The following is a 20,352-nucleotide window of genomic DNA, read 5'->3' on the forward strand; positions in this document are numbered from 1 at the left end:
CTTGTAGGGGTCGTATGAAGCGGCGGAAGCGTCAGCAGCGCTCGAGGATCATCGCAACGCCCTGGCCGCCGCCGATGCAGGCGGCCGCACAGCCGTAGCGCCCTCGGTGCGCCTGGAGAAGGCGTGCCAGGGTGCCGGCCAGGCGGATGCCGGTGGCGCCCAGCGGGTGGCCCAGCGCCAGGGCGCCGCCCCAGACGTTGACCCGCGCCGGGTCCAATCCCAGCTCGCCCATGGCGTGCAGCGGCACCGCGGCGAAGGCCTCGTTGATCTCCCAGGCGTCGATGTCGGCCGCGGCGAGGCCCGCCTGGGCCAGCACGCGCCGAATGGCGGCGGCCGCCCCGGCGCCCATCCGCTCGGGTTCGACCCCGCAGTCGGCGATGCCCACCACTCGGGCCAGGGGCGTAGCGCCATGGCGGGCCAGGGCCTCCCCGGACATCAGCAGGGCGGCGGCGGCCCCGGAGGTGAGCGGCGAGCTGTTACCGGCGGTGACCCGGCCGCCTTCGAGAAACACCGGGTCGAGGCCGGCGAGTCGCTCGGCGCCGGTGTCGGCACGGATAGTGGCGTCTCGCGCGATGCGCTCGCCCTCGGCGTTGGCCAGCGTCAGGCGCTCGCCGTCGAAGTGCCCTGCGGCGTCGGCGGCGCCGGCCCGCTGGTGGGAGGCCAGGGCGAAGGCGTCCATGGCCTCGCGCTCGATGCCCGCGGCCTCGGCCAGGCGCTCGGCGGTCAGGCCCATGTTCAGCGCCACGTCGAGCTCGAGCCAGGGTGCCTGGCGCAGTGCGGCGGGGCTGGTGAGTACCCCCTCCTTGAAGAGTGCCGGACCCATGGGGACGCGAGTCATGTTCTCGACGCCGCCGGCGAGGCTGACCTCGATGGCGCCGGCCTGGATCTCCCGGGCGGTGCTGCGCAGGGCGGCGAGCCCCGAGCCGCACTGCTGGTCGATCTGGCGGCTGGCGCAGCCGCGCCCCCGCTCGCCCAGGCGTTCGGCGAGCCACAGCGGGTAGCGGCCGCCGAAGCTCCACTGCTCCTTCACCGGCAGGGCGCAGCCGACGCTCAGCTCCTCCACGGCGGCGCCGTCGAGGTCGCCCCGCTCGAGCAGGGCGTCGATCACGGCGGCCAGCAGGGCGTCGCTGCGGGTATCGGCCCAGGCGTCCACCTCCGGCTTGCGGGGGTGGGCGCGGCTGAAGGCGCTGCGGGCGTAGTCGACGAGATAGGCGTCTCTCATGTGCTCGGCTCCTGTGGCGTGGCCTGCTGTCCCCAGCGGTGGAGGAACAGCGCGTAGGTGGTCAGCACGTGGCGGATGGAGTCGATCTCCACGCACTCGTCGACACCGTGGATGCGCTCTGCCACCGGGCCGTAGCAGGTGCCGTTGATCCCCCCGGCAACGTGGAAGGCGCGCAAGTCGGTGGTGCAGGTGGCCAGGTAGTGGGCCGGCGGCTCGCCGAGCAGCGCCTCGTGACAGGCCGAGAGCAGCCGAATGCCGGGGGTGTCCAGGTCGACCAGGTGCCCCTCGGAGCGGAAGCCGTGGAAGCTGACCCGGGGCGGCGGCGTGGCGTCGTCGAGTTCGGCGTGGCGGGCGGCGATGGCCTCGCGCACCCGCTGCATGACCGCATCTGGCGTCATGCCCGGCGGGAAGCCGACGCGCCCCTCGAGAACGGCATGGGCCGGCACGTTGGAGGCCCAGTTGCCGCCCTCCACCCGGCCGATGCTGAGGTTGAAGGGGTGGGGGTGATCCGCGTAGGGCGCCGGGCGGGGCAGGGCGTTGATCTCCTCCTCCAGCGCCTTGAGTGCCGGCAGGTAGTGCTGCAGGGTCTCGATGGCGTTGCGACCGGCGGCGGTGTCCAGCACGTGGGCCGGGACGCCGTCCAGGCGCATGCGAAACCATAGCACGCCCACCTGGCCGCTCAGGATTCGGGCGCCGAAGGGCTCGGGGATCAGCACGAAGTCGCCGCCGTAGCCCTGGTGCAGGCAGGCCAGGGCGCCGTTGCCGGTGCACTCCTCCTCGATCACCGTCTGCAGGGTCAGCGGGAAGTCGATGGCAACCCCGGCACGGCGCACCGCCGCCACCGCCATCACCATGGCGGCGATGCCCGCCTTCATGTCGCCGGCACCGCGGCCGTAGAGCCAGCCGTCCTGCTGCCAGGGCTCCCAGGGTGGGCGGGTCCACATGTCGACGGGTTCGGCGGGCACCACGTCCAGGTGGCCGTTGAACACCAGGTGCGGGCCGCGGGCCTCTGGGTTGAGCCGCGCGACCAGGTTGTAGCGCCCGGCGCTCGCCCACTCGGTGGGTGCCCGGCGGGGGTGGTCGGCCAGGCCCGGGGCGTCCAGCGGCACCCGGGTCGCCGGCAGGCCGAGCCGCTCGAGCCAGGCCTCCATGGTGTCCAGGGCCCCGTGCTCCTGACCCAGCACGCTGTAGCCGCGTACCAGATCCCGGGTCAGTTCCAGGGTGTCGTCCATCAGCGCATCGCAGGCGGCCACGATGCGCTTTTCGGTGGTGTCCAGCATCAGAATCTCCCCAGCCGTGATTCGTCGATGATCAGCCTGGCGGCGGTGGCGTCGCGCAGTTCGGCAACGCTCAGCCCTTCGGCGATCTCCACCGCCTGCAGGCCTTCGGGGGTTACGTCCAGCACCGCCTTGTCGGTGATGATCCGCGACACGCAGCCGCTGGCGGTCAGCGGCAGGCGGCAGCGCTCGAGCACCTTGGGGTGGCCGTGCTTGTCGTTGTGGGAGCAGAGGATCACCAGCCGCCTGACCTTCTGGGCCAGCTCCATGGCACCGCCGATGCCCGGCGAGAATTTGCCGGGGATCTTCCAGTTGGCCAGGTTGCCCGCGGCGTCCACCTCGAAGGCGCCCATGAAGGTGATGTCGACCCGGCTGCGCCGGATCATGGCGAAGGAGGTGGCGCTGTCGAAGACGCTGGCCCCGGGGCGGGTGGTGATATAGGTCCCGCCCGAGTCGATCATGTCGTGGTCCGGCGCCTCGCCGTCGCGGTGCGGGCGGCAGCCCAGCACGCCGTTCTCCGAGTGCACCAGCACCTCCATTTCATCGGGCAGGTAGTGGAAGAGGCGGGTCGGCAGGCCGATGCCGAGGTTGACGATCTGGCCGGGGATCACCTCCCGGGCGGCCCGGGCCAGGATGCGCTGGGTATCAGAGGCCATGGGGGCGGACTCCCTGTTCACTGGTGGCCCGGTCGACCGGCACCACCCGGCTGACGAAGGCGCAGGGGGTGTGGATGGCGTCGATGGGCAGCTCGCCCGGGGCGTCGAGGCGGTAGGTCTGGGCGATGACGGTGTCGGCGGCCATGGCCATCAGCGGGTTGAAGTTGCTGGCGGTGGCACGATAGATCAGGTTGCCGTAGCGGTCGGCCCGCTCGGCATGGACCAGGGCGACGTCGGCATGCAGGGCCGGCTCAATGCCCCAGGTGTGGCCGTCGACTTCCACCTCCTGGCGGTCCTCGGCGATTTCGGTGCCCTGGCCGATATCGGTGAGAAAGCCGGCGTGGCCGGCGCCGGCGCAGCGGATCTTCTCCGCCAGCAGGCCCTGGGGGTGGAACCTCACCTCGAGCCGTCCCGCGTTCATGGCCTCGATGGCGGTGCGGTTGAGCCCCAGGTGGGAGGTGATCAGCCGCTTGACCCGGCCCGCCTCGATCAGCCGTCCGATGCCGATGCCGGGCTCGTTGGCATCGTTTTTGATCAGGGTGAGCCCGCTCTGGCCGGACTCGAGCAGGGCGTCGAGCAGGGCGAAGGGCGTGCCCGGCGAGCCGAAGCCCCCGACCATGATCGTCGCTCCCTCGGGGATGGCGGCGATGGCCGCCTCCAGATGACAGACCTTTTCGGTAAGCAGGGTCATGAGGCGCGTACCTCCTGGGGGCGCGGTGCCGAGACGGTCGCCTCGTCGGCCAGCGCCCGGTCGAAGTGCGCCATGGCGCGGCCCAGCCGCTCGAGCAGGACCTCCACCTCGTCGGCGCGAATGGTCAGCGGCGGAGAGACCAGGAAGTGGTCGCCGGCCACGCCGTCCAGGGTGCGGCGGGGGTAGATCAGCAGGCCCCCCTCCCTGGCCAGGGCGGTGATCTGGGCGAAGCGGTTCTGCTCGGCGGGGAAGGCTTCCCGGGTGTCGGGGTCCGCCACCAGCTCCAGGCCCCACAGCAGGCCGAGGCCGCGCGCCTGGCCGACCCAGGCGTACCGCTCGGCCAGCGCCTGCAGGCCGGCGCCGAGCTGCTCACCGCGCGCCCGGGCGTTGGCCAGCAGCCCTTCGCGGCGGATCGCCTCGATGACGGCCAGGCCTGTGGCGCAGGCCAGCGGGTTACCCGCATAGGTGTGGCCGTGCTGGAAGCCGCCCGACGCCATCACGGCCTCGACGATGTCGGCCCGGGCCAGCAGCGCCCCTACCGGGTAGTAGCCGGCGCCCAGCCCCTTGGCGGTGACCAGCAGGTCGGGGGTGATGCCATAGTGCTGGTAGGCGAACCAGCTGCCGGTGCGGCCCACCCCGGTGAGCACCTCGTCGAGGATCAGCAGGCAGCCGAACTCGTCGCACAGCGCGCGGATGCCCTTGAGGTAGCGCTCGCCGAGCAGCCGGGCGCCGGTGCTGGCGCCGCCCACCGGCTCCAGCACGACGGCGATGATCGACTCGGGCCCGGCGGCCTCGAGGGTCGCGCGGGTCTCGGCCAGCACCCGGTCCACGTGGGCGTCGTCGTCGGCGTCGGCGTGGCGATAGAAGTCCGGCCCCGGCACCTTGAGCGAGGCCTGGGTGATCTCGGCGAAGGGCGCCTCCAGGGGCCGGTAGCCGGTGACCCCCAGGGCCCCCAGGGTGCTGCCGTGGTAGGAGGGACGCAGGGAGACGAAGCGGCGCCGCTGGGGCTCGCCGGCGGCCACGACGTACTGACGGGCCAGCTTGAGCGCCGATTCCACCGCCTCGGAGCCGCTGGAGACGAAGAACACCTTCTCCAGGGCATTGTCGGTGATCGCGACCAGGGCCTCGCCCAGGGCCAGGGCGGGGGCGCTCTCGAACTGGGTGCGGTAGGTGAAGGCGACGCGGTCGAGCTGGTCGAGCATGGCGTTGCGAATGTCCAGCCGGCCGTGGCCGAGGTTGCAGGCGATGGCGCCGGAGCAGCCGTCCAGGTAGGCCTTGCCCTGGGTGTCCCAGAGGGTGACGCCGTCGGCGTGGCTGACTTCCGGCAGGGCCGGGCCGGCCTGGTAGAACAGCGGGGAGTCGGTCATCGAGGCTTCCGTTTGTCGTTATGGGCGTTGGGAGACTCGTTGCAGTCTAGGTAGCGGCGACAACATATTTCAATATATGATGTTTTTACGGAATTCGATGAGTAAAAGTCATGGCTGATGTGACCATTCACTCGCTCAAGGCGCTGGCGATCTTCAAGTCGCTGTTCGAGGCGGGCAGTGCCTCCCAGGCGGCGCGCACCCTGGGGATCACCCAGTCCGGGGTCAGCCGCTCGCTGGCCCAGCTGGAGCGCAACCTGGGCATTCCGCTGTTCCTGCGCGAGAAGAATCGCCTGATCGCCACCCCCGAGGCCCGCGAGCTCTATGACGAGATCCTGCGGCTGATGGGCAATATCGAGGAGCTGCGCCACAGCGTGCTGGCGCTCAAGGAGTTCGGCACTTCGCGGCTGCGGATTGCCGCCATTCCCGGCCTGTCGTTCGGCTTCGTACCGCGCCTGGTGGCAGCCCTGCTGGAGGAGAATCCGCGCTTCAGCATCAGCCTCGACATGATGTCCAGCCACGAGGTGCAGCTGGCGGTGGAGTCGAGCCATGCCGATATCGGCTTCGTCACGCTGCCGGTGACCTCGCGCCTGCTGCAGGTCGAGCCGTGGCTGACCACCCAGGCGGTGTGCCTGCTGCCACAGGGGCATGCCCTGACCGAGCGCCAGCGGGTCGAGGTCGAGGATCTGCGCGACCAGCACCTGGTGATCAGCAACCAGCCGAGTCTCGGTACGAACCCTCTGCTCGATCTCGTCGCCCGGCACGGCGTCCATATTGCCGGCAAGACCGAGGCCAATATCGGCACCATTGCCGCGCTGGTGGCCAATCGAGTGGGGATCACGGTGATGAACCCCGTCACCGCCCGGGATCAGCTCGCGCCCCGCGACGGAGTGGTGATTAGGCCCTTCTCGCCGGCCATGACGTTCAGCTTCGGCCTGGTCTACCGTGACGACTGGAAACAGGCGCGGGCGCTGGAGTTCATTCGTCGGCGGGGCAGGGCACTGCTGGCCGACTATGTCCCGGAGAGCGGTGAAGCCTGATGCCATTGGTCCCAGGGCTATTGCAGATAGCTTGCATCGCTCCGGGCTGACTGTCGGCAAGCCTGCGTGGAGGCGCTGTGAACCCCTCCCTGGGCGCTACCGGCGCCCTGCTTCGCTCTCGCGTCCTGCTTCGCTCGCAGGTCCGGTGCTGGCCATCCATGGCCAGCCCGTTCGGAGCAGTGCTCCTCACCCCTGGCGCAGGACCTCCTCTTCGGCTTGCCCCCAGCGCCCCTCGCTTTCCGTGACTGCGATAACCCTGCCATTGGCCCCGGCGTGCTTTCCGCGGCTGTCCCCAGTCGCTAGAATGGGGGTTTGCCGTCGGCCGGTGCGTGGGGCACGCCCGGACGCCAAGGTCCCTCCATCACCGCTGCAAGGATTCCGCGCTGCATGAGCTATCAGGTACTGGCCCGCAAGTGGCGGCCGCGCACCTTCCATGAGCTGGTTGGCCAGGAGCATGTCCAGCGCGCGCTGGTCAACGCCCTGGACCAGGGGCGCCTGCACCATGCCTATCTGTTCACCGGCACCCGCGGCGTCGGCAAGACCACCCTGGCGCGGATTCTCGCCAAGTGCCTGAACTGCACGGCCAAGGGCGACGGCGACGAGGCGGTGACTTCGACGCCCTGCGGCGAGTGCGACAGCTGCCGGGCCATCGACGAGGGGCGCTTCGTCGACTTGATCGAGGTGGACGCCGCCTCGCGCACCAAGGTGGAGGATACCCGCGAGCTGCTCGACAACGTGCAGTACGCCCCGACCCAGGGGCGCTACAAGGTGTACCTCATCGATGAGGTGCACATGCTCTCCACCAGCAGCTTCAACGCGCTGCTGAAGACCCTGGAAGAGCCGCCGCCCCATGTGAAGTTCCTGCTGGCCACCACCGATCCCCAGAAGCTGCCCGCCACGGTGCTGTCGCGCTGCCTGCAGTTCACCCTCAAGAACATGCCGCCGGAGCGCATCGTCGACCACCTGGCCAGGGTGCTCGAGGCCGAGGAGGTGGGCTTCGAGGAGAGCGCCCTGTGGCTGCTCGGCAAGGCCGCCGACGGCTCCATGCGCGATGCCATGAGCCTCACCGACCAGGCCATCGCCTTCGGCCAGGGCCAGGTGCGCCACCTCGACGTGGCCGCCATGCTCGGCACCCTGGACCATCGCCACGTGCTGGCGCTCATCGAGGCGCTGGCCGAGGTGGACGCCCCCCGGGTGCTGGCCGAGGTCGCCCAGCTCGCCGAGCAGGGGCCCGACTTCGCCGCCGTGCTGGATGATATCACCGGCGTTATGCACCGCCTGGCGGTGGCCCAGATGGTTCCGGATGCGGTGGACAACGGCCACGGGGATCGCGAGGCGCTGCTGGCGCTCGCCGCGCGCTTCACCGCCGAGGACGTGCAGCTCTACTACCAGATCGGTATTCAGGGGCGCGGCGACATGGCCAACGCCCCGGATCTGCGCACGGCGCTGGAAATGACCCTGCTGCGCATGCTGGCATTTCGCCCCCAGGGCGTGCCGCAGCCGGCCAAGACACCGCTGCCGCTGCGCGGCCGGGCGCCTGAGGGCCAGGGGGGCGCGACGCCGGCCGAGCAAGGCGGCACGGCCGCCGGCGATCCGGCGCCCCCACCCGCGGCGACACCCTCGCCCGCGACCGGCGCCGGACCGGCCACGCCAGCCCCCGCCGAGGCTGAGGACGATGCGCCACCGCCATGGGAGGCCTCGCCGCAGCAGGAGGCTGCCCCCCTGCGCCCCCTGAAGCGGCATCCGCCCCCGAACCTTCACCCGCGCCGAAGGTGGCCGCTGTGCACGCCCAGAGTGAACCTTCGCCTGGCGCCATGGCGCCCGCTGCGTCGCCCGAGGCCGCTGCCTTGCCGACCGTTCCCGAACACCCGGCGCCGCCATCCGCTCCTGCGTCGACGGTGACCGCCTCTGAGCCGGTTCGTCCGGCGCCGGAGGCGCCGTCGGAGCGCGGTGACGCCCCCGCCGGCCGCTTTACCCACGCCGACTGGCTGGCGCGGTTCGAGGCGCTGGGCCTCGGCGGGCTCACCCGCAACCTGGCGGCCCACTGCGTGGTCGAAGCCGATGACGGCAGCCGGCTGACGCTGCGCCTGGACCCCTCCCAGGCCGCCATGAATGCCGAGGTGCACGAGCGGCGCATCCGCGAGGCCCTGGCGGCGATCGACGTGCCCCGCCAGCTGCAGATCAACGTGGGGCCGCTGCCCGAGGAGGTGGAGACGCCCCGGCAGCTCGCCGAGCGCATCGCCGCCGAGCGCCACGCCTTGGCGGTCGCGGCCCTCGAGCGCGACCCTCATGTACGTCAGCTTCAGGAAGCCTTCGGGGCGCGCCTGATCACATCTACCGTCAAGCCAGCGGACGTTGCGCCGCCGGCCTGATGACCACAGCGACGAATCCACAGCCGAGAGGATATTCCCATGATGAAAGGTGGAATGGGCAACCTGATGAAGCAGGCCCAGGAAATGCAGGAAAAGATGCAGCGCGCCCAGGAGGAGGTGGCCAAGGCCGAAGTGACCGGCGAAGCCGGTGCCGGCATGGTCAAGGTCACCATGAACGGTCGCCATGACGTCAGCAAGGTCGATATCGACCCGAGCGTGATGGAAGAGGACAAGGAGCTGCTCGAGGACCTGCTGGCCGCCGCGGTAAACGACGCCGTGCGCAAGGTCGAGGTCAACTCCAAGGCCAAGATGGAAGAAGCGACGGCCGGGCTTAACCTGCCGCCGGGCTTCAAGATGCCCTTCTGACACGGCTGAAACAGGCTGCCAATGAGTTTTTCCCCCCTGGTCGAGCGACTGATGGAGGCCCTGCGGGTGCTGCCGGGCGTTGGGCCCAAGACCGCCCAGCGCATGGCCATGCATCTGCTGGAGCGTGATCGCGACGGTGGCCGACGCCTCACCGAGGTGCTGGGGCTGGCGCTCGAGCAGGTCGGCTACTGCCGGCGCTGCCGCACCCTCACCGAAGAGGAGGTTTGCGCGCTGTGTACCAGTGCCCGCCGCGACGACTCGCTGCTCTGCGTGGTGGAGTCGCCGGCCGACCAGCTGGCCATCGAGGAGGCCGGCGGTTTTCACGGCCGCTACTTCGTGCTCCACGGCCACCTCTCGCCGCTGGACGGCATCGGGCCGGAGGATATCGGCCTCGATCTGCTCGAATCGCGGGTCGCCGAGGGCGGCGTGACAGAGGTGATCCTCGCCACCAATCCCACGGTGGAGGGAGAGGCCACCGCCCACTACATCGCCGCCCAGCTGGCTCCCCAGGGCATTACGCTGTCCCGTCTGGCCTACGGCGTGCCCATGGGCGGCGAGCTGGAATACGTCGACGGCGGTACGCTCAGCCGCGCCTTCAATGGTCGCCTGCCCTTTCGCGGCGACTGACGCCCCTAGCCGGATAACCGCATGACCCTGACCCCCGAGATACGCTGGATCGATACCCCCGAGGCCCTGGATGCCGCCTGCGCTGAAGTGGCCGACGCCGACGTGCTGGCCGTGGACACCGAGTTCTTCCGCGAGAAGACCTTTCATCCGGTGCCGGCGCTGATCCAGTTTGCCGCCGATGAGACCGCCTACCTGGTCGACCCCCAGGCGCTGGCGTGCACCGAGGCGTTTCGGCGCCTGCTCGGCGAAGGGCCGCTCAAGCTGCTGCACGCCAGCAGCGAGGACCTGGAGGTGTTCGCCCATTGGGCCGGCGTGCCGCTGGCGCCGCTGGTGGATACCCAGATCGCCCAGGCGCTGCTGGGCGACGACCCGGCAATGGGCTACCAGCGCCTGGTGGCCCACTGGACCGGGGAGACCCTGCCCAAGGACGAGACCCGCTCCGACTGGCTGGTACGGCCGCTCTCCGACTCCCAGCGCCTATACGCGGCGCTGGACGTGGTCTTTCTGCTGAAGGTATGGCAGTGCCAGCGCGAGGCGCTGGAGCGGCTGGGGCGCATGGCGTGGCTCGAGGCGGACTGCCGTGAGCTGGTTGCCCAGGCGCTGCGCAGCGCCGAGGCCGACGGCCAGTGGTACCGTCGCCATCGTCAGCTATGGCGGCTCACTCCTGTCCAGATCGAGGCCTATCGCAGGCTGACCACCTGGCGGGAAGGTGAGGCGCGTCGGCGCAATCTGCCGCGGGGCTGGCTGGTCAATGATCGCGTGCTTTACGGCATTGCCGAGCGTATGCCGGAGAGTCGCTATGCGCTTTCCGGCGTCGACGACATCAAGCCGAGCCTGATCAAGCGCGACGGCGATACGCTACTGGCGCTGGTCGAGCAGGCCCGGCAATGTGATGCGGCAGCGCTGCCGGCGCCCCTGCCGTCACCCATGGAGCCCGAGTTCAAGAAGCGGCTCAAGGCGCTCAAGCGGGTGGTGGCCGCCGAGGCGGAACGCCTGGGCGTGGCCGCCGAGGTGCTGCTGCGTCGCCGCGACCTGGAGGCGCTGGTGATCGCCGAGCTGGAGGGCGAGCCGCTGCCGCTGCCCGGTGGCTGGCGTGGTGAACGACTGAATGCGGGCCTGACCCAGGCTCTGGAAGAGGTGTCGGCATGAGTGACGATCGGATGCAGGGTGACAAGCTGCTGTGCGAAGTCTTCAAGAGTGCGCGCAAGGAGGAGATGTATCTCTACGTGGACAAGCGCCAGGGGCTCGCCGAGGTCCCCGAGGCGCTGTTGGAGCGCTTCGGCAAGCCGCTCTCCACGATGACGCTGATCCTGACCGCCGACAAGCGCCTGGGCCGCGCCAAGGCCGCCGATGTCATGGCGGCGATCCGCGACAAGGGATTTTACCTGCAGATGCCCCCCGCCAAGGAGGAGTACCTGCTGGACCTCTATCGCACTCCCACCGAGGCGCGCTATTGAACTGGCTGAGCTTGGCAGTTACTGCCGGTGGTAAGGGGCGCCGGGGGCAAGCCGAAGAGGAGGTCCTATGCCAGGGGGGAGAAGCATTGCTTCGAACGGGCTGGCCATGGATGGCCAGCACCGGACCTGCAAGTGGAGCGGGACGCGAGAGCGCAGTAGGGCATCGGTAGCGTACAGGGAGGTATTCACAGCGCCTCTCTCGCAGGCTTGTCCCCGGAACAGCCCCGTCGTCGCTTCTGCAAGATGGCAGGATAAATGGGAGACGTCATGAGAGAACGCTTCTGGGAGCACTATCCCCTCGAGGAGCTCACCATCGAGGAGTGGGAAGCGCTGTGCGACGGCTGCGGCCAGTGTTGCCTGCTCAAGTTCCAGGACGATGACACCGGCGAGCTGGCGGTGCTCAACGTGGCCTGCGAACTGCTGGACATTTCCAGCTGCCGCTGCGGCGACTACGCCAACCGCTTTTCGCGGGTGCCGGACTGCACCCAGCTGACGCCTGAGCGTATCGACGACTTCCGCTGGTTGCCGCACTCCTGCGCCTATCGCCGGGTCGCCGAAGGGCGCAAGCTGGCCCGCTGGCATCCGCTGCTCTCGGGCGACCCCGAGCGGGTCCACCGCAAGGGCATCAGCGTGCGTAGCTTCGCCGTGTCCAGGCGCGACGTTTCCGAGGAGCGCTTGGAAGAGCACATCATTGCCATTCTACCCGTCGAGGACTAACGGACTTTCATTAGGCCACCTGTAGGGCCTCTCCGCGACTGCTACCGGTACCGCAGCGAGTAGCAGTTTTTTCATCTCGTCCCTGCCGCTTCAGCTTAATACTCTGGGCCATCACTTTCATCCAACCTTCTGATGGCGGCTTCTTTGTTTCATTGCGATGCTTGTGACTACTGTAACAGTTTGTTGGTTTCAGTGATTGCATATTACATGGGCACTTGGCGGCGCCCGTGGTGCGGTGGGGGATATCATGGAGGGACGAGCGATGAAGCGATACAAGGTGCTAAGCCTTGCGGTGGCATTCGGGACCCTGACATCGATGGGGGCCTTGGCGGAGACGCAGCCGTCTTGGGAGAGCACAGTCAGCGATGAAGAACTGGCCGAGATGTTCAATCGGCTGATCAACGAGGGCGAGGTGCTGACCGACGAAGAGCTGGATCTGCTGCTGCGTCGACTGCCGCCTACTGGTGCCGGTGGGGCCATCGGCGGTGTTGGCAGTTTTGGTGGAGGCGATGGCGAGGCCATTACGGTCGGCGCAGTGGATCCCGGGCCTGGCGACAACGGCGACAACGGTAACGGCGACAACGGCGATAACGGCGACAACGGCGACAACGGCGATAACGGCGATAACGGCGATAACGGCGATAACGGCGATAACGGCGACAACGGCGATAACGGCGATAACGGCGACAACGGCGATAACGGCGACAACGGCGATAACGGCGACAACGGCGACAACGGCGATAACGGCGACAACGGCGACAACGGCGACAATGGCGATAACGGCGATAACGGCGACAACGGCGACAACGGCGACAACGGTAACGGCATCGGCGGTGGTGGAGAAGGTGGTGCCGGTGGCGGCGGTGGTGCCGGAGGCGGTGGCGCCGGAGGCGGCGGTGCCGGTGGTGGTGCCGGTGGTGGCGGTGCTGGCGGAGGTTCCGGCAGCGGAGGTTCCAGCGGGGGCGGTTCCGGTAACGGCGGCTCAAGCGGTGGTGGTTCTGGCAGCGGTGGCTCCGCAGGAGGCAGTGGTGCCGGGGGCTCAGGTAGCTCTGGTGGCGGCGCTGGCGGTGGCCCTGGAGGGGGTGCTGGCGGAGGCAGTGTCTGAGCTTTGCCAGAGCGTTAAGACGCTGTTCGGATAGCGTCAAGCGGGCTCGGCCAAGGTCGAGCCCGCTTTCTCGTGGGGGCTTGTCAGCTCTGCCGCGGCTCAACCCCCAAGGCCCAGAGGATAAAGGCGTCCTGGCGGGCATTCTCATGCCACGCCTTGAACCGCCCCGAGGCGCCGCCGTGCCCGGCTTCCATGTCGGTATGCAGCAGCACCGGCCCTCGCGCGGTACCCAGCTCGGTCAGTCTTGCGTACAGCTTGGCCGGCTCCCAGTAGGGCACCCGGGTGTCGTGCCAGCTCCCCTGCAGGAAGACCGTGGGGTAGGGCTGAGGCGAGAGGTTGTCCAGCGGTGAATAGCTGCGGATGTGTCGATGCGCCGCGGGGTCGCCCGGGTTGCCCCACTCGCTGTATTCGGCGGTGGTCAGCGGCAGATCGGGATTTTCCATGGTGCGCAGTACGTCGACGAAGGGCACGTCCAGCACCGCGGCGCAGAAAGCCTGAGGCGACAGGTTGAGGCTGGCGCCGACCAGCAGCCCGCCGGCGCTGGCGCCGTAGGCGGCGATCCGTTCACCGTCGCTGATGCCCTGTTCCACCAGGGCATCTCGAGCGGCGAGGAAGTCGCGAAAGCTATTCTGCTTGTGCTCCAGCTTGCCGGCCAGGTACCAGGGCTCGCCCCGGTCGCCGCCGCCGCGCACATGGGCCACGGCGAAGGCCACGCCGCGATTCAGCAGCTCCAGGCGGGCGACCGAGAACCAGGGGTCGAGCACCTCCCCGTAGGCGCCGTAGCCATAGAGCAGCGTGGGTAGCGGGTGGCCTGCCAGGTCGGCGCGCATCACCACCGAGACGGGAATGCGTTCGCCGTCATGGGCCTGGGCCCAGAGGCGCTCGCAGCACAGCGATTCGGGGGGCAGGTCACCGTAGATACGCTGCGCCTTGATCAGCCGCTGCTCGCCGCTGTCCAGGTCGTGCTCCTGCCAGCGCGGTGGCAGAACGAAAGACTCCTCGCGCAGTCGCAGCCGCCGGCTGTCGAAGTGCGGCATATCCCCCAGGGCGAGGCTGCAGGGAACCTCCGGTAGCGCCAGCCGCTGGTCGCGGGTGACGCTGTGCTCGGCATCCAGCTCGAGAATGCGCACATGCACCTGGGCCTGCCGATGGTCGCGCTCGCCGACCACCAGCCCCCAGGCGAAGGCATCCACACTTTCCAGGGTGACCTCGCTGCAGTGGTCGATCAGCGGGCGCCAGTCGGCATCGGGGGCGTTCTCCCGTACCGTGTCGAGGCGGAAATGGACGGCGTGCCGGTTGTGCAGCACATAGAAGTGCCCGGGGCGATGATCGATACCGTATTCGACCCCGCTTTCCCGGGGGCGAAAGCAGCGCGGCGCCGTGTCTGGGGCGCGTGCGGGGAGCAGGTGGCACTCGCTGGTATCCTTGGAGGCGCTCTCTACGATCAGCCACTCACGGGAGCGGGTCTTGCCTAGCCCCAGCCAGAATTCCGGGTCTTGCTCACGCAGGACCAGGGCCTCCTCGCAGCACCTGCCCTCATGTAGGCGCAGGCGCCAGACGCTGTCGGGGCGCTGGGTGTCATCGAAGCGGGTGAACAGCAGGGTGGCGTTGTCTTCGGCCCAGGTCAGCTCGGGGCCGATCTCCTCCAGCAGTCGGACGGCCTCGCCATCGGGCAGCCGCTTGAGGTAGAGCGAGAAGCGCTCATCGCCGCTGGTATCCTCGGTCCACGCCAGCCAGCGCTCATCCGGCGAGAGCGCCATGTCGCCGGCGTCGAGGAAGGCATGCCCGGCGGCTCGCCCCTGCAGGTCGAGGATTCGTTCGGGCGCATCGGGCGCGCCATTAGGGTGACGCCACCAGACCGGATAGTCCGCCTCAACGGCGGTTTCACTCCAGTAGGTGTAATGGTCCAGTGCGCTGCGCAGGCCATGGACGGCAAGATCCCGGCGGGCCAGGTGGCCGTGGTAAAGGCGCTCCACTAGATCGGCCAGGGGATGCAGCCAGTCGCGGGATTCGTCGTTGGCGGCCTCGAGGAAGGCGGCGACCTCGGGATCCTCGCGGTGTTCCAGCCAGTGCCATGCCGGGTCATCGGGGCGCCGGAAGCGCTCGACCGGTGTCTCGCTTGGCTGAGGTGTCGGGGCAGTCTCACTCGGCGGCTGTGCTTTCATTGGGTGGCGTGTACCATAATAGACAAGGGTTTCCATTCGTCGCGAACCGGCCGGATGGCCGGCGTGATGCTACCGGGAGGTGTTACCGAAGGTGTCGATGCTGACTTCTGATTCGATGTCCCTACTATGGCTGACCTATCTGGGTTTGTCGCTGATTGTGCTGCTGACCGGCTACCTGGGCCTGGCCTTCATGCCGCGTCTGCTACGGCTGCCGATTACCTGGGCCGTGGCGGGCATGCTCTGGGTGCCCACGCGCTTTCGCCTGCCGCTGGTGGAAGAGGGGGAGTTCTACACCGGCATGGCGCCGGCCCTGGTGGTGGCCTCTGTCGCCTTTCTCGAGCGCAACACCCCGGTACTGACCACCTCGGGCCTGCTGGTCGCCGCCGGGGCGTTGCTGGGCGTGGCGTTGGGGCTGGCCCAGTGGTGGGCCTTTCGCCCGGAGGATACCTATCGTGATATGGATGATGAAGGGCGCGATGGCCGTGACGGCGGACGATCCCGCGAGCCGCGCGAGCGCCGGGAGCCGGTAATCGGCTAGGGAGCCCCCATGGGCGGGTACGGGAGACGCCGATGTCGGCGGCTGGCAGCGCTCGTTGCGGCGACCCTGCTGACGGGGAGCCTGATGGCGTCACCGTTGCAGGAGGCGCCGGATGTTCGGTTGATCGTCGATGTCTCGGGGAGCATGCGTCACAACGACCCCGAGCAGCTGGCGGCCGATGCTCTGGAGCTGCTGGTCGCCCTGCTGCCGAGCGGCGTCTCCGCGGGTGTCTGGACCTTCGGTGAAAGGGTGGCCAATCCGCTGCCGCTGGGGCAGGTGGATGCCGAGTGGCGCCAGCGGGCGCTGGCCTTGAGGCCACGGCTGGTGGACTACCAGCCGTTCACCGATATCGAGGCGGCGGTGCGTGAAGCCGCCCGGGCCGAGGCCGAAGGCTGGCGACACTTGGTGCTGTTGACCGACGGCATGATCGACTTGCCGCCTTGGCGAGGCGCCAAGCCGGACATCGACGCCGCCTCGCGCCAGGCCCTGCTGGATGAGCTGGTCCCGCGGCTGGCCGAGCAGGGCGTGGTCGTCCATGGCATCGCCTTCTCCGAGGAGGCCGACCTGGCGCTGGTGGAGCGGCTCGCCCGGCAGACCGGGGGGCTCTCGGCGCCGGTCAATACGCCCGAGGCGCTGCTTGGCGCCTTCCTGAATATCGTCGATCGAATCTTCCCCGCGGACCGAGTGCCGCTGAGCGACGATCGTTTCCTGATCGAGCCCGGGCTGGAGAGCTTCTCGGCGCTGCTGTTTCACCAGGCGACGCCGCCGGTACTGGTCGCCCCGGACGGCAGCCGTCACCAAGCCGCTGCCCCGCCGGACGGCTGGCGCTGGCGCAGCGAGCCTCGCTATGACCTGATCCAGGTACCTGACCCGATGCCGGGGCAGTGGCAGATCGAGGGTGACGTTGGGCATGAGAGCCGCATCACCGTGGTGTCGCCGCTGAGCCTGCAGACCGCCGGGTTGCCGGGCACCCTGTATCTCGGTTTCGACGTGCCGGTTCAGGCCTGGCTGGCGCGGGAGGGCGAGCGGCTCACCGGCGAAGCGCTGCCGCCCCACCTGCAGGTGACGGCCGAGCTGCGTGACGAGGCGGGGCGGATCCAGTCGGCGAAGGTGCTGCAGCCCGATGGGGGCCGCTTCGTTGGCGTGCTGCCCGCGCCGGCCCTGACCGGTACGGCGCAGCTGGTGGTGCGTGCAGAGGCGCAGGGGCTACGCCGTCAGCGCCTTCAGCCGGTGAATGTCCAGCCGGCCATCACGGCGCACCATGAGGTGGCGGCCCATCGCGTCTTGCTTAGGGCCGAGCACCCCCTGCTGCACCGCGACAACACCCGTTTGCACGGGGAGCTGCAGGGCGAGCGTCTGGCGGCTGAAGCGGTGGAGAGGCGGCGCTGGGCCATGCGGCTGCCCGACCTGGACACCGAGCTCAGTCAGCCGCTGATGCTGCGGGCACAGATTACCCTCGAGGGGCGCTCTCGCGAGCTTCGCCTGCCGCGCCTGATGCTGTTTCCGGATGGGCCGACCGGCATCGATCGGGCCGATACCGCCCCGGCCGTGGTGGTGGAGCGCTTTCATGAGGAGCTGGCGCCGGTCCGGGAACCCGAGCCGGTCGCGCCCCTCAGTGCGGCGGACCGCGTCGTCGACCTGATCGATGGGCTCTGGCAGCGGGCCTGGCGTCAGTGGCACGGCACGGCGGCGCCGCGGCAGCGGCTATGGGACACCTATGGCGGTGATCCTCGGCTCTGGGCGGCGCTCTTGGTGGTGTTCGGGGCGGTTCTGCTGGGGTGGCGGTGGCGCCGCCGGCGCCGGGCGACGAGGGGTTATCACCGGGAGGAGCCGTATGTGTGAGCTACTGGGCATGAGTGCCAATGTGCCCACCGATATCTGTTTCAGTTTTACCGGCTTCTTGCATCGTGGCGGTGGCACTGGACCTCACCGCGACGGCTGGGGAATCGCCTTCTACGAAGCGGGCGGCTACCGCGATTTTCGCGACCCCCACCCGTCGGTGCGTTCGCCGATCGCCCGGCTGATCTGTGACTACCCGATCAAGTCGCATATCGTCATCAGCCATATTCGCCAGGCCAACGTGGGCGAGGTGCGGCTCGCCAATACCCACCCCTTCACCCGCGAAATGTGGGGGCAGACCTGGTGCTATGCTCATAACGGCCAGCTGGCGGACTGGGCATCGCTGCCGCTCTCCTTCTACCGCCCGGTGGGTGATACCGATAGCGAGCACGCCTTCTGCTGGCTGATGGGCGAGTTGCGCCAGCACTTTCCCAAGGCCCCCGAGGAGGGCGAGCGGGAGGCGCTGTGGTGCCTGCTGCATCGGCTCTGCGAACGACTGCGTGGCCTGGGGGTCTTCAATCTGCTGCTGGCGGATGGCGACTACCTCTATACCTACTGCTCGACCAAGCTGGCACACATCACCCGCCGCGCGCCGTTCGGCAAGGCGGAGCTCTCCGATGCCGAACTGACCGTGAACTTCGCCGAACACACTACGCCCGACGACATCGTGTCGGTGGTGGCCACCGAACCCCTGACCAGCAACGAGGAGTGGGTGCGCATGCTGCCGGGTGAGCTGCTGGTGTGGCGACAAGGCAGGATCCTGGCGCGCTATGCCACTCCCTGAGGGTTGTGTCAGCGTGGAGGGGGCGGCTTGCCTTTCGCCGCCGTATTGCCCACGTTGAAGGCGACAGCGGCTGTTGGGAATCGAATGCAATGGCCCGTGAACGACTGTTTCAATCGGTCGTTTTACAGTCCGCCGGCGCTTGGTATATCGTAGGGGTTCATTGCAGAACAACAACTGTCGATGCTCGGGGGTGGCCCACGACATCGACGATGCCGTGGAGAAACTGCTTATGAGTGAACACGCCAGCGCTCCGATCCTGAACGGTCCTCAACTGGAGGGCATGGAGGATTACCGCTCGGTCATGGAGGTCTTCCATGCCGCCGTCAAGCGCTTCGCCGACAACCCGGCCTTTAGCTGCATGGGCCAGACCCTGAGCTTCGCGGATCTGGATCGGCTATCCGCCGATTTCGCCGCCTGGCTGCAGCATGAGACCGGCCTCCAGCCGGGCGACCGTATCGCCATCCAGCTGCCCAATGTGCTGCAGTTCCCGGTGGCGGTGTTCGGCGCCATGCGCGCGGGGCTGGTGGTGGTCAACACCAACCCGCTCTATACCGAGCGCGAGATGGCTCACCAGTTCAAGGACTCCGGGGCTAGGGCCATTCTCATCCTGGCCAACATGGCCGACAAGCTGGAGAAGGTACTCGATCGTACCGATATCGAGCATGTGCTGGTCACCGAGCTGGGCGACCTGCACGGCTTCCCCAAGCGGCTGCTGATCAACGCCGTGGTCAAGTACGTCAAGAAGATGGTACCGGCCTATTCGCTGCCCATGGCGGTGCCGTTTCGTCAGGCCCTCAAGGCGGGCGCCGCGCGCCAGCACCGCGAGGTCGAGCGCGAGCTGGATGACATCGCCGCGCTGCAGTACACGGGCGGGACCACCGGCCTGCCCAAGGGCACCATGCTGACCCACCGCAACCTGGTGGCCAACATGCTACAGGCCCGTCAAGCCATCGGTCCTGGCCTCGACGAGGGCAAGGAGGTGGTGATCGCGCCGCTGCCCGTCTACCACATCTATACCTTTACGGTGAACTGTCTGTTCTTGATGGAAACCGGCAATCATTCGGTGCTCATCACCAATCCCCGCGACCTCGACAACTTCGTCAAGGAGCTCAAGGGACTGCAGTTCACCGGGTTTATCGGCCTGAACACCCTGTTCAACGCCATGTGCAACCGCGAGGATTTCCGCCAGCTCGACTTCTCCAAGCTGCACCTGACGATCTCCGGTGGCATGGCCTTGACCAAGGCGGCGGCACAGCGCTGGGAAGAGATCACCGGCTGCCCCATCGCCGAGGGCTATGGTCTCACCGAGACCTCGCCCATCGTCAGCTTCAACCCCATCGATGCCATCCAACTGGGCACCATCGGCAAGCCGGTGGCCGATACGGCGGTCAAGGTGGTGGACGCCGATGACAATGCCTTGCCGTTCGGCGAGCCGGGTGAACTCTGCGTCAAGGGGCCTCAGGTCATGAAGGGCTACTGGAACCGCGACGAGGAAACCGCCAAGGTGATGACCGAAGACGGCTGGTTCCACACTGGTGATATCGCCGTGCTGCAGGAAGACGGCTATATCCGTATCGTCGATCGCAAGAAGGACATGATTCTGGTCTCCGGCTTCAACGTCTATCCCAACGAGATCGAGGATGTCGTGGCGGCCCACTCCGGGGTGCTGGAGTCCGCGGCGGTGGGGATCCCCGACGAGAACAGCGGCGAAGTGATCAAGCTGTTCGTGGTGGCCAAGGATGAGAGCCTCGACGCCGAGACCCTTCGCGACTGGTGCAAGAAGGAGCTGACCGCCTACAAGGTGCCCAAGGTCATCGAGTTCCGCGACGAGCTCCCCAAGACCAACGTCGGCAAGGTGCTGCGCCGCCAGCTTCGCGACGAGGAAATCCAGAAGGATCAGCAAGCCGAGCAGGCGTGACGCCATAGCGGCGGCCTTGCCGCGCGATAGCGAGCCGCAATCGTCAGAATTAGCCGCCGCTGCTTTGCCGGCGTTACAATATCCTGCCCGTCCCGGCTTAGCCGGGGCGGGCAGGTTTTGTTCCACTGCTCGAGGATGTCGTGACCACCGCCACTCGCCCTGACTCCGCCCCCCTCCGTGACGCCTCCACCGAGCTCGAGCGCCTGCGTCAGGC

At 68.3% G+C, this 20,352-nt stretch carries 17 protein-coding genes and 1 pseudogene; 12 read left to right on the plus strand and 6 right to left on the minus strand.

Annotated features, from left to right (window positions below):
• Positions 1 to 31: 31 nt before the first annotated feature.
• The 5 genes from ACZIYR_RS06230 to ACZIYR_RS06250 are packed head-to-tail and all read right to left on the minus strand — an operon-like array spanning position 32 to position 5,213.
• The gene (locus tag ACZIYR_RS06230) at positions 32 to 1,222 is read right to left on the minus strand and encodes an acetyl-CoA C-acyltransferase (protein WP_483528590.1); all 1,191 of its coding nucleotides are present in this window, start codon (positions 1,220 to 1,222) and stop codon (positions 32 to 34) included.
• Positions 1,219 to 2,502 carry an ArgE/DapE family deacylase gene (locus ACZIYR_RS06235; RefSeq protein WP_483528591.1) on the minus strand — a complete coding sequence of 428 codons (1,284 nt, stop codon included), beginning with the start codon at positions 2,500 to 2,502 and terminating at the stop codon, positions 1,219 to 1,221. The genes ACZIYR_RS06230 and ACZIYR_RS06235 overlap by 4 nt, the downstream gene beginning before the upstream one ends.
• Positions 2,502 to 3,155, minus strand: coding sequence for a 3-oxoacid CoA-transferase subunit B (locus ACZIYR_RS06240; RefSeq protein WP_473032901.1), 654 nt, complete (start codon positions 3,153 to 3,155; stop codon positions 2,502 to 2,504). Before ACZIYR_RS06240 ends, ACZIYR_RS06235 begins: the two co-directional genes overlap by 1 nt.
• Entirely contained in the window at positions 3,145 to 3,846 is a 702-nt protein-coding gene (locus ACZIYR_RS06245) for a CoA transferase subunit A (RefSeq protein ID WP_473032902.1), read from the minus strand. The genes ACZIYR_RS06240 and ACZIYR_RS06245 overlap by 11 nt, the downstream gene beginning before the upstream one ends.
• Entirely contained in the window at positions 3,843 to 5,213 is a 1,371-nt protein-coding gene (locus ACZIYR_RS06250) for an aminotransferase family protein (RefSeq protein ID WP_483528592.1), read from the minus strand. The genes ACZIYR_RS06245 and ACZIYR_RS06250 overlap by 4 nt, the downstream gene beginning before the upstream one ends.
• Before the next feature lie 110 nt (positions 5,214 to 5,323).
• On the opposite strand from ACZIYR_RS06250, the gene ACZIYR_RS06255 reads away from it, so the two are divergent.
• The 8 genes and pseudogenes from ACZIYR_RS06255 (at position 5,324) to ACZIYR_RS06290 (ending at position 12,894) form a co-directional block, all read left to right on the plus strand.
• On the plus strand, positions 5,324 to 6,250 hold the full coding sequence (locus ACZIYR_RS06255) for a LysR family transcriptional regulator (protein WP_483528593.1): 927 nt from the start codon (positions 5,324 to 5,326) through the stop codon (positions 6,248 to 6,250).
• Positions 6,251 to 6,637: 387 nt separating this feature from the next.
• Positions 6,638 to 8,622 (plus strand): annotated as a pseudogene (dnaX, locus tag ACZIYR_RS06260) (DNA polymerase III subunit gamma/tau).
• Between the two features lie 39 nt (positions 8,623 to 8,661).
• Entirely contained in the window at positions 8,662 to 8,988 is a 327-nt protein-coding gene (locus ACZIYR_RS06265; RefSeq protein ID WP_473032906.1) for a YbaB/EbfC family nucleoid-associated protein, read from the plus strand.
• Positions 8,989 to 9,009: 21 nt separating this feature from the next.
• Positions 9,010 to 9,615 carry a recombination mediator RecR gene (gene recR, locus ACZIYR_RS06270; RefSeq protein WP_483528594.1) on the plus strand — a complete coding sequence of 202 codons (606 nt, stop codon included), beginning with the start codon at positions 9,010 to 9,012 and terminating at the stop codon, positions 9,613 to 9,615.
• 21 nt (positions 9,616 to 9,636) lie between these two features.
• The gene (gene rnd, locus ACZIYR_RS06275; RefSeq protein ID WP_483528595.1) at positions 9,637 to 10,764 is read left to right on the plus strand and encodes a ribonuclease D; all 1,128 of its coding nucleotides are present in this window, start codon (positions 9,637 to 9,639) and stop codon (positions 10,762 to 10,764) included.
• The gene (locus ACZIYR_RS06280) at positions 10,761 to 11,072 is read left to right on the plus strand and encodes a YcgL domain-containing protein (protein WP_483528596.1); all 312 of its coding nucleotides are present in this window, start codon (positions 10,761 to 10,763) and stop codon (positions 11,070 to 11,072) included. Before rnd ends, ACZIYR_RS06280 begins: the two co-directional genes overlap by 4 nt.
• A gap of 255 nt (positions 11,073 to 11,327) precedes the next feature.
• Positions 11,328 to 11,789, plus strand: coding sequence for a YcgN family cysteine cluster protein (locus tag ACZIYR_RS06285; protein ID WP_483528597.1), 462 nt, complete (start codon positions 11,328 to 11,330; stop codon positions 11,787 to 11,789).
• Positions 11,790 to 12,051: 262 nt separating this feature from the next.
• The gene (locus ACZIYR_RS06290; protein WP_483528598.1) at positions 12,052 to 12,894 is read left to right on the plus strand and encodes a hypothetical protein; all 843 of its coding nucleotides are present in this window, start codon (positions 12,052 to 12,054) and stop codon (positions 12,892 to 12,894) included.
• A gap of 83 nt (positions 12,895 to 12,977) precedes the next feature.
• On the opposite strand, the gene ACZIYR_RS06295 is transcribed toward ACZIYR_RS06290, so the two are convergent.
• Complete coding sequence (locus ACZIYR_RS06295) at positions 12,978 to 15,059, minus strand: S9 family peptidase (protein ID WP_483528599.1); 2,082 nt, start codon at positions 15,057 to 15,059, stop codon at positions 12,978 to 12,980.
• Positions 15,060 to 15,156: 97 nt separating this feature from the next.
• Between ACZIYR_RS06295 and ACZIYR_RS06300 the strand changes: the two genes are divergently transcribed.
• From ACZIYR_RS06300 to ACZIYR_RS06315, 4 genes are all read left to right on the plus strand, one after another.
• A complete protein-coding gene (locus ACZIYR_RS06300) occupies positions 15,157 to 15,597 on the plus strand; it encodes a hypothetical protein (RefSeq protein ID WP_483528600.1) in 441 nt (146 codons plus the stop codon).
• 84 nt (positions 15,598 to 15,681) lie between these two features.
• The gene (locus ACZIYR_RS06305) at positions 15,682 to 17,439 is read left to right on the plus strand and encodes a vWA domain-containing protein (RefSeq protein ID WP_483528601.1); all 1,758 of its coding nucleotides are present in this window, start codon (positions 15,682 to 15,684) and stop codon (positions 17,437 to 17,439) included.
• Positions 17,432 to 18,220 (plus strand): class II glutamine amidotransferase, encoded by a 789-nt coding sequence (locus tag ACZIYR_RS06310; protein ID WP_473032913.1) that lies wholly within the window; start codon positions 17,432 to 17,434, stop codon positions 18,218 to 18,220. Before ACZIYR_RS06305 ends, ACZIYR_RS06310 begins: the two co-directional genes overlap by 8 nt.
• Positions 18,221 to 18,449: 229 nt before the next feature.
• Positions 18,450 to 20,138 carry an AMP-binding protein gene (locus tag ACZIYR_RS06315; RefSeq protein ID WP_483528602.1) on the plus strand — a complete coding sequence of 563 codons (1,689 nt, stop codon included), beginning with the start codon at positions 18,450 to 18,452 and terminating at the stop codon, positions 20,136 to 20,138.
• Positions 20,139 to 20,352 lie beyond the last annotated feature (214 nt).

Source organism: Billgrantia sp. NRB1 (assembly GCF_056921725.1).

What these genes read in the sequence shown, in the direction of transcription:
- ACZIYR_RS06230 (WP_483528590.1), bottom strand. Translation starts at nt 1,222, where the DNA reads ATGAGAGACGCCTATCTCGTCGACTACGCCCGCAGCGCCTTCAGCCGC.
- ACZIYR_RS06245 (WP_473032902.1), bottom strand. Translation starts at nt 3,846, where the DNA reads ATGACCCTGCTTACCGAAAAGGTCTGTCATCTGGAGGCGGCCATCGCC.
- ACZIYR_RS06235 (WP_483528591.1), bottom strand. Translation starts at nt 2,502, where the DNA reads ATGCTGGACACCACCGAAAAGCGCATCGTGGCCGCCTGCGATGCGCTG.
- ACZIYR_RS06255 (WP_483528593.1), top strand. Translation starts at nt 5,324, where the DNA reads ATGGCTGATGTGACCATTCACTCGCTCAAGGCGCTGGCGATCTTCAAG.
- ACZIYR_RS06265 (WP_473032906.1), top strand. Translation starts at nt 8,662, where the DNA reads ATGATGAAAGGTGGAATGGGCAACCTGATGAAGCAGGCCCAGGAAATG.
- ACZIYR_RS06305 (WP_483528601.1), top strand. Translation starts at nt 15,682, where the DNA reads ATGGCGTCACCGTTGCAGGAGGCGCCGGATGTTCGGTTGATCGTCGAT.
- ACZIYR_RS06290 (WP_483528598.1), top strand. Translation starts at nt 12,052, where the DNA reads ATGAAGCGATACAAGGTGCTAAGCCTTGCGGTGGCATTCGGGACCCTG.
- ACZIYR_RS06240 (WP_473032901.1), bottom strand. Translation starts at nt 3,155, where the DNA reads ATGGCCTCTGATACCCAGCGCATCCTGGCCCGGGCCGCCCGGGAGGTG.
- ACZIYR_RS06300 (WP_483528600.1), top strand. Translation starts at nt 15,157, where the DNA reads ATGCTGACTTCTGATTCGATGTCCCTACTATGGCTGACCTATCTGGGT.
- ACZIYR_RS06250 (WP_483528592.1), bottom strand. Translation starts at nt 5,213, where the DNA reads ATGACCGACTCCCCGCTGTTCTACCAGGCCGGCCCGGCCCTGCCGGAA.
- ACZIYR_RS06295 (WP_483528599.1), bottom strand. Translation starts at nt 15,059, where the DNA reads ATGAAAGCACAGCCGCCGAGTGAGACTGCCCCGACACCTCAGCCAAGC.
- recR (WP_483528594.1), top strand. Translation starts at nt 9,010, where the DNA reads ATGAGTTTTTCCCCCCTGGTCGAGCGACTGATGGAGGCCCTGCGGGTG.
- ACZIYR_RS06285 (WP_483528597.1), top strand. Translation starts at nt 11,328, where the DNA reads ATGGGAGACGTCATGAGAGAACGCTTCTGGGAGCACTATCCCCTCGAG.
- ACZIYR_RS06310 (WP_473032913.1), top strand. Translation starts at nt 17,432, where the DNA reads ATGTGTGAGCTACTGGGCATGAGTGCCAATGTGCCCACCGATATCTGT.
- ACZIYR_RS06315 (WP_483528602.1), top strand. Translation starts at nt 18,450, where the DNA reads ATGAGTGAACACGCCAGCGCTCCGATCCTGAACGGTCCTCAACTGGAG.
- rnd (WP_483528595.1), top strand. Translation starts at nt 9,637, where the DNA reads ATGACCCTGACCCCCGAGATACGCTGGATCGATACCCCCGAGGCCCTG.
- ACZIYR_RS06280 (WP_483528596.1), top strand. Translation starts at nt 10,761, where the DNA reads ATGAGTGACGATCGGATGCAGGGTGACAAGCTGCTGTGCGAAGTCTTC.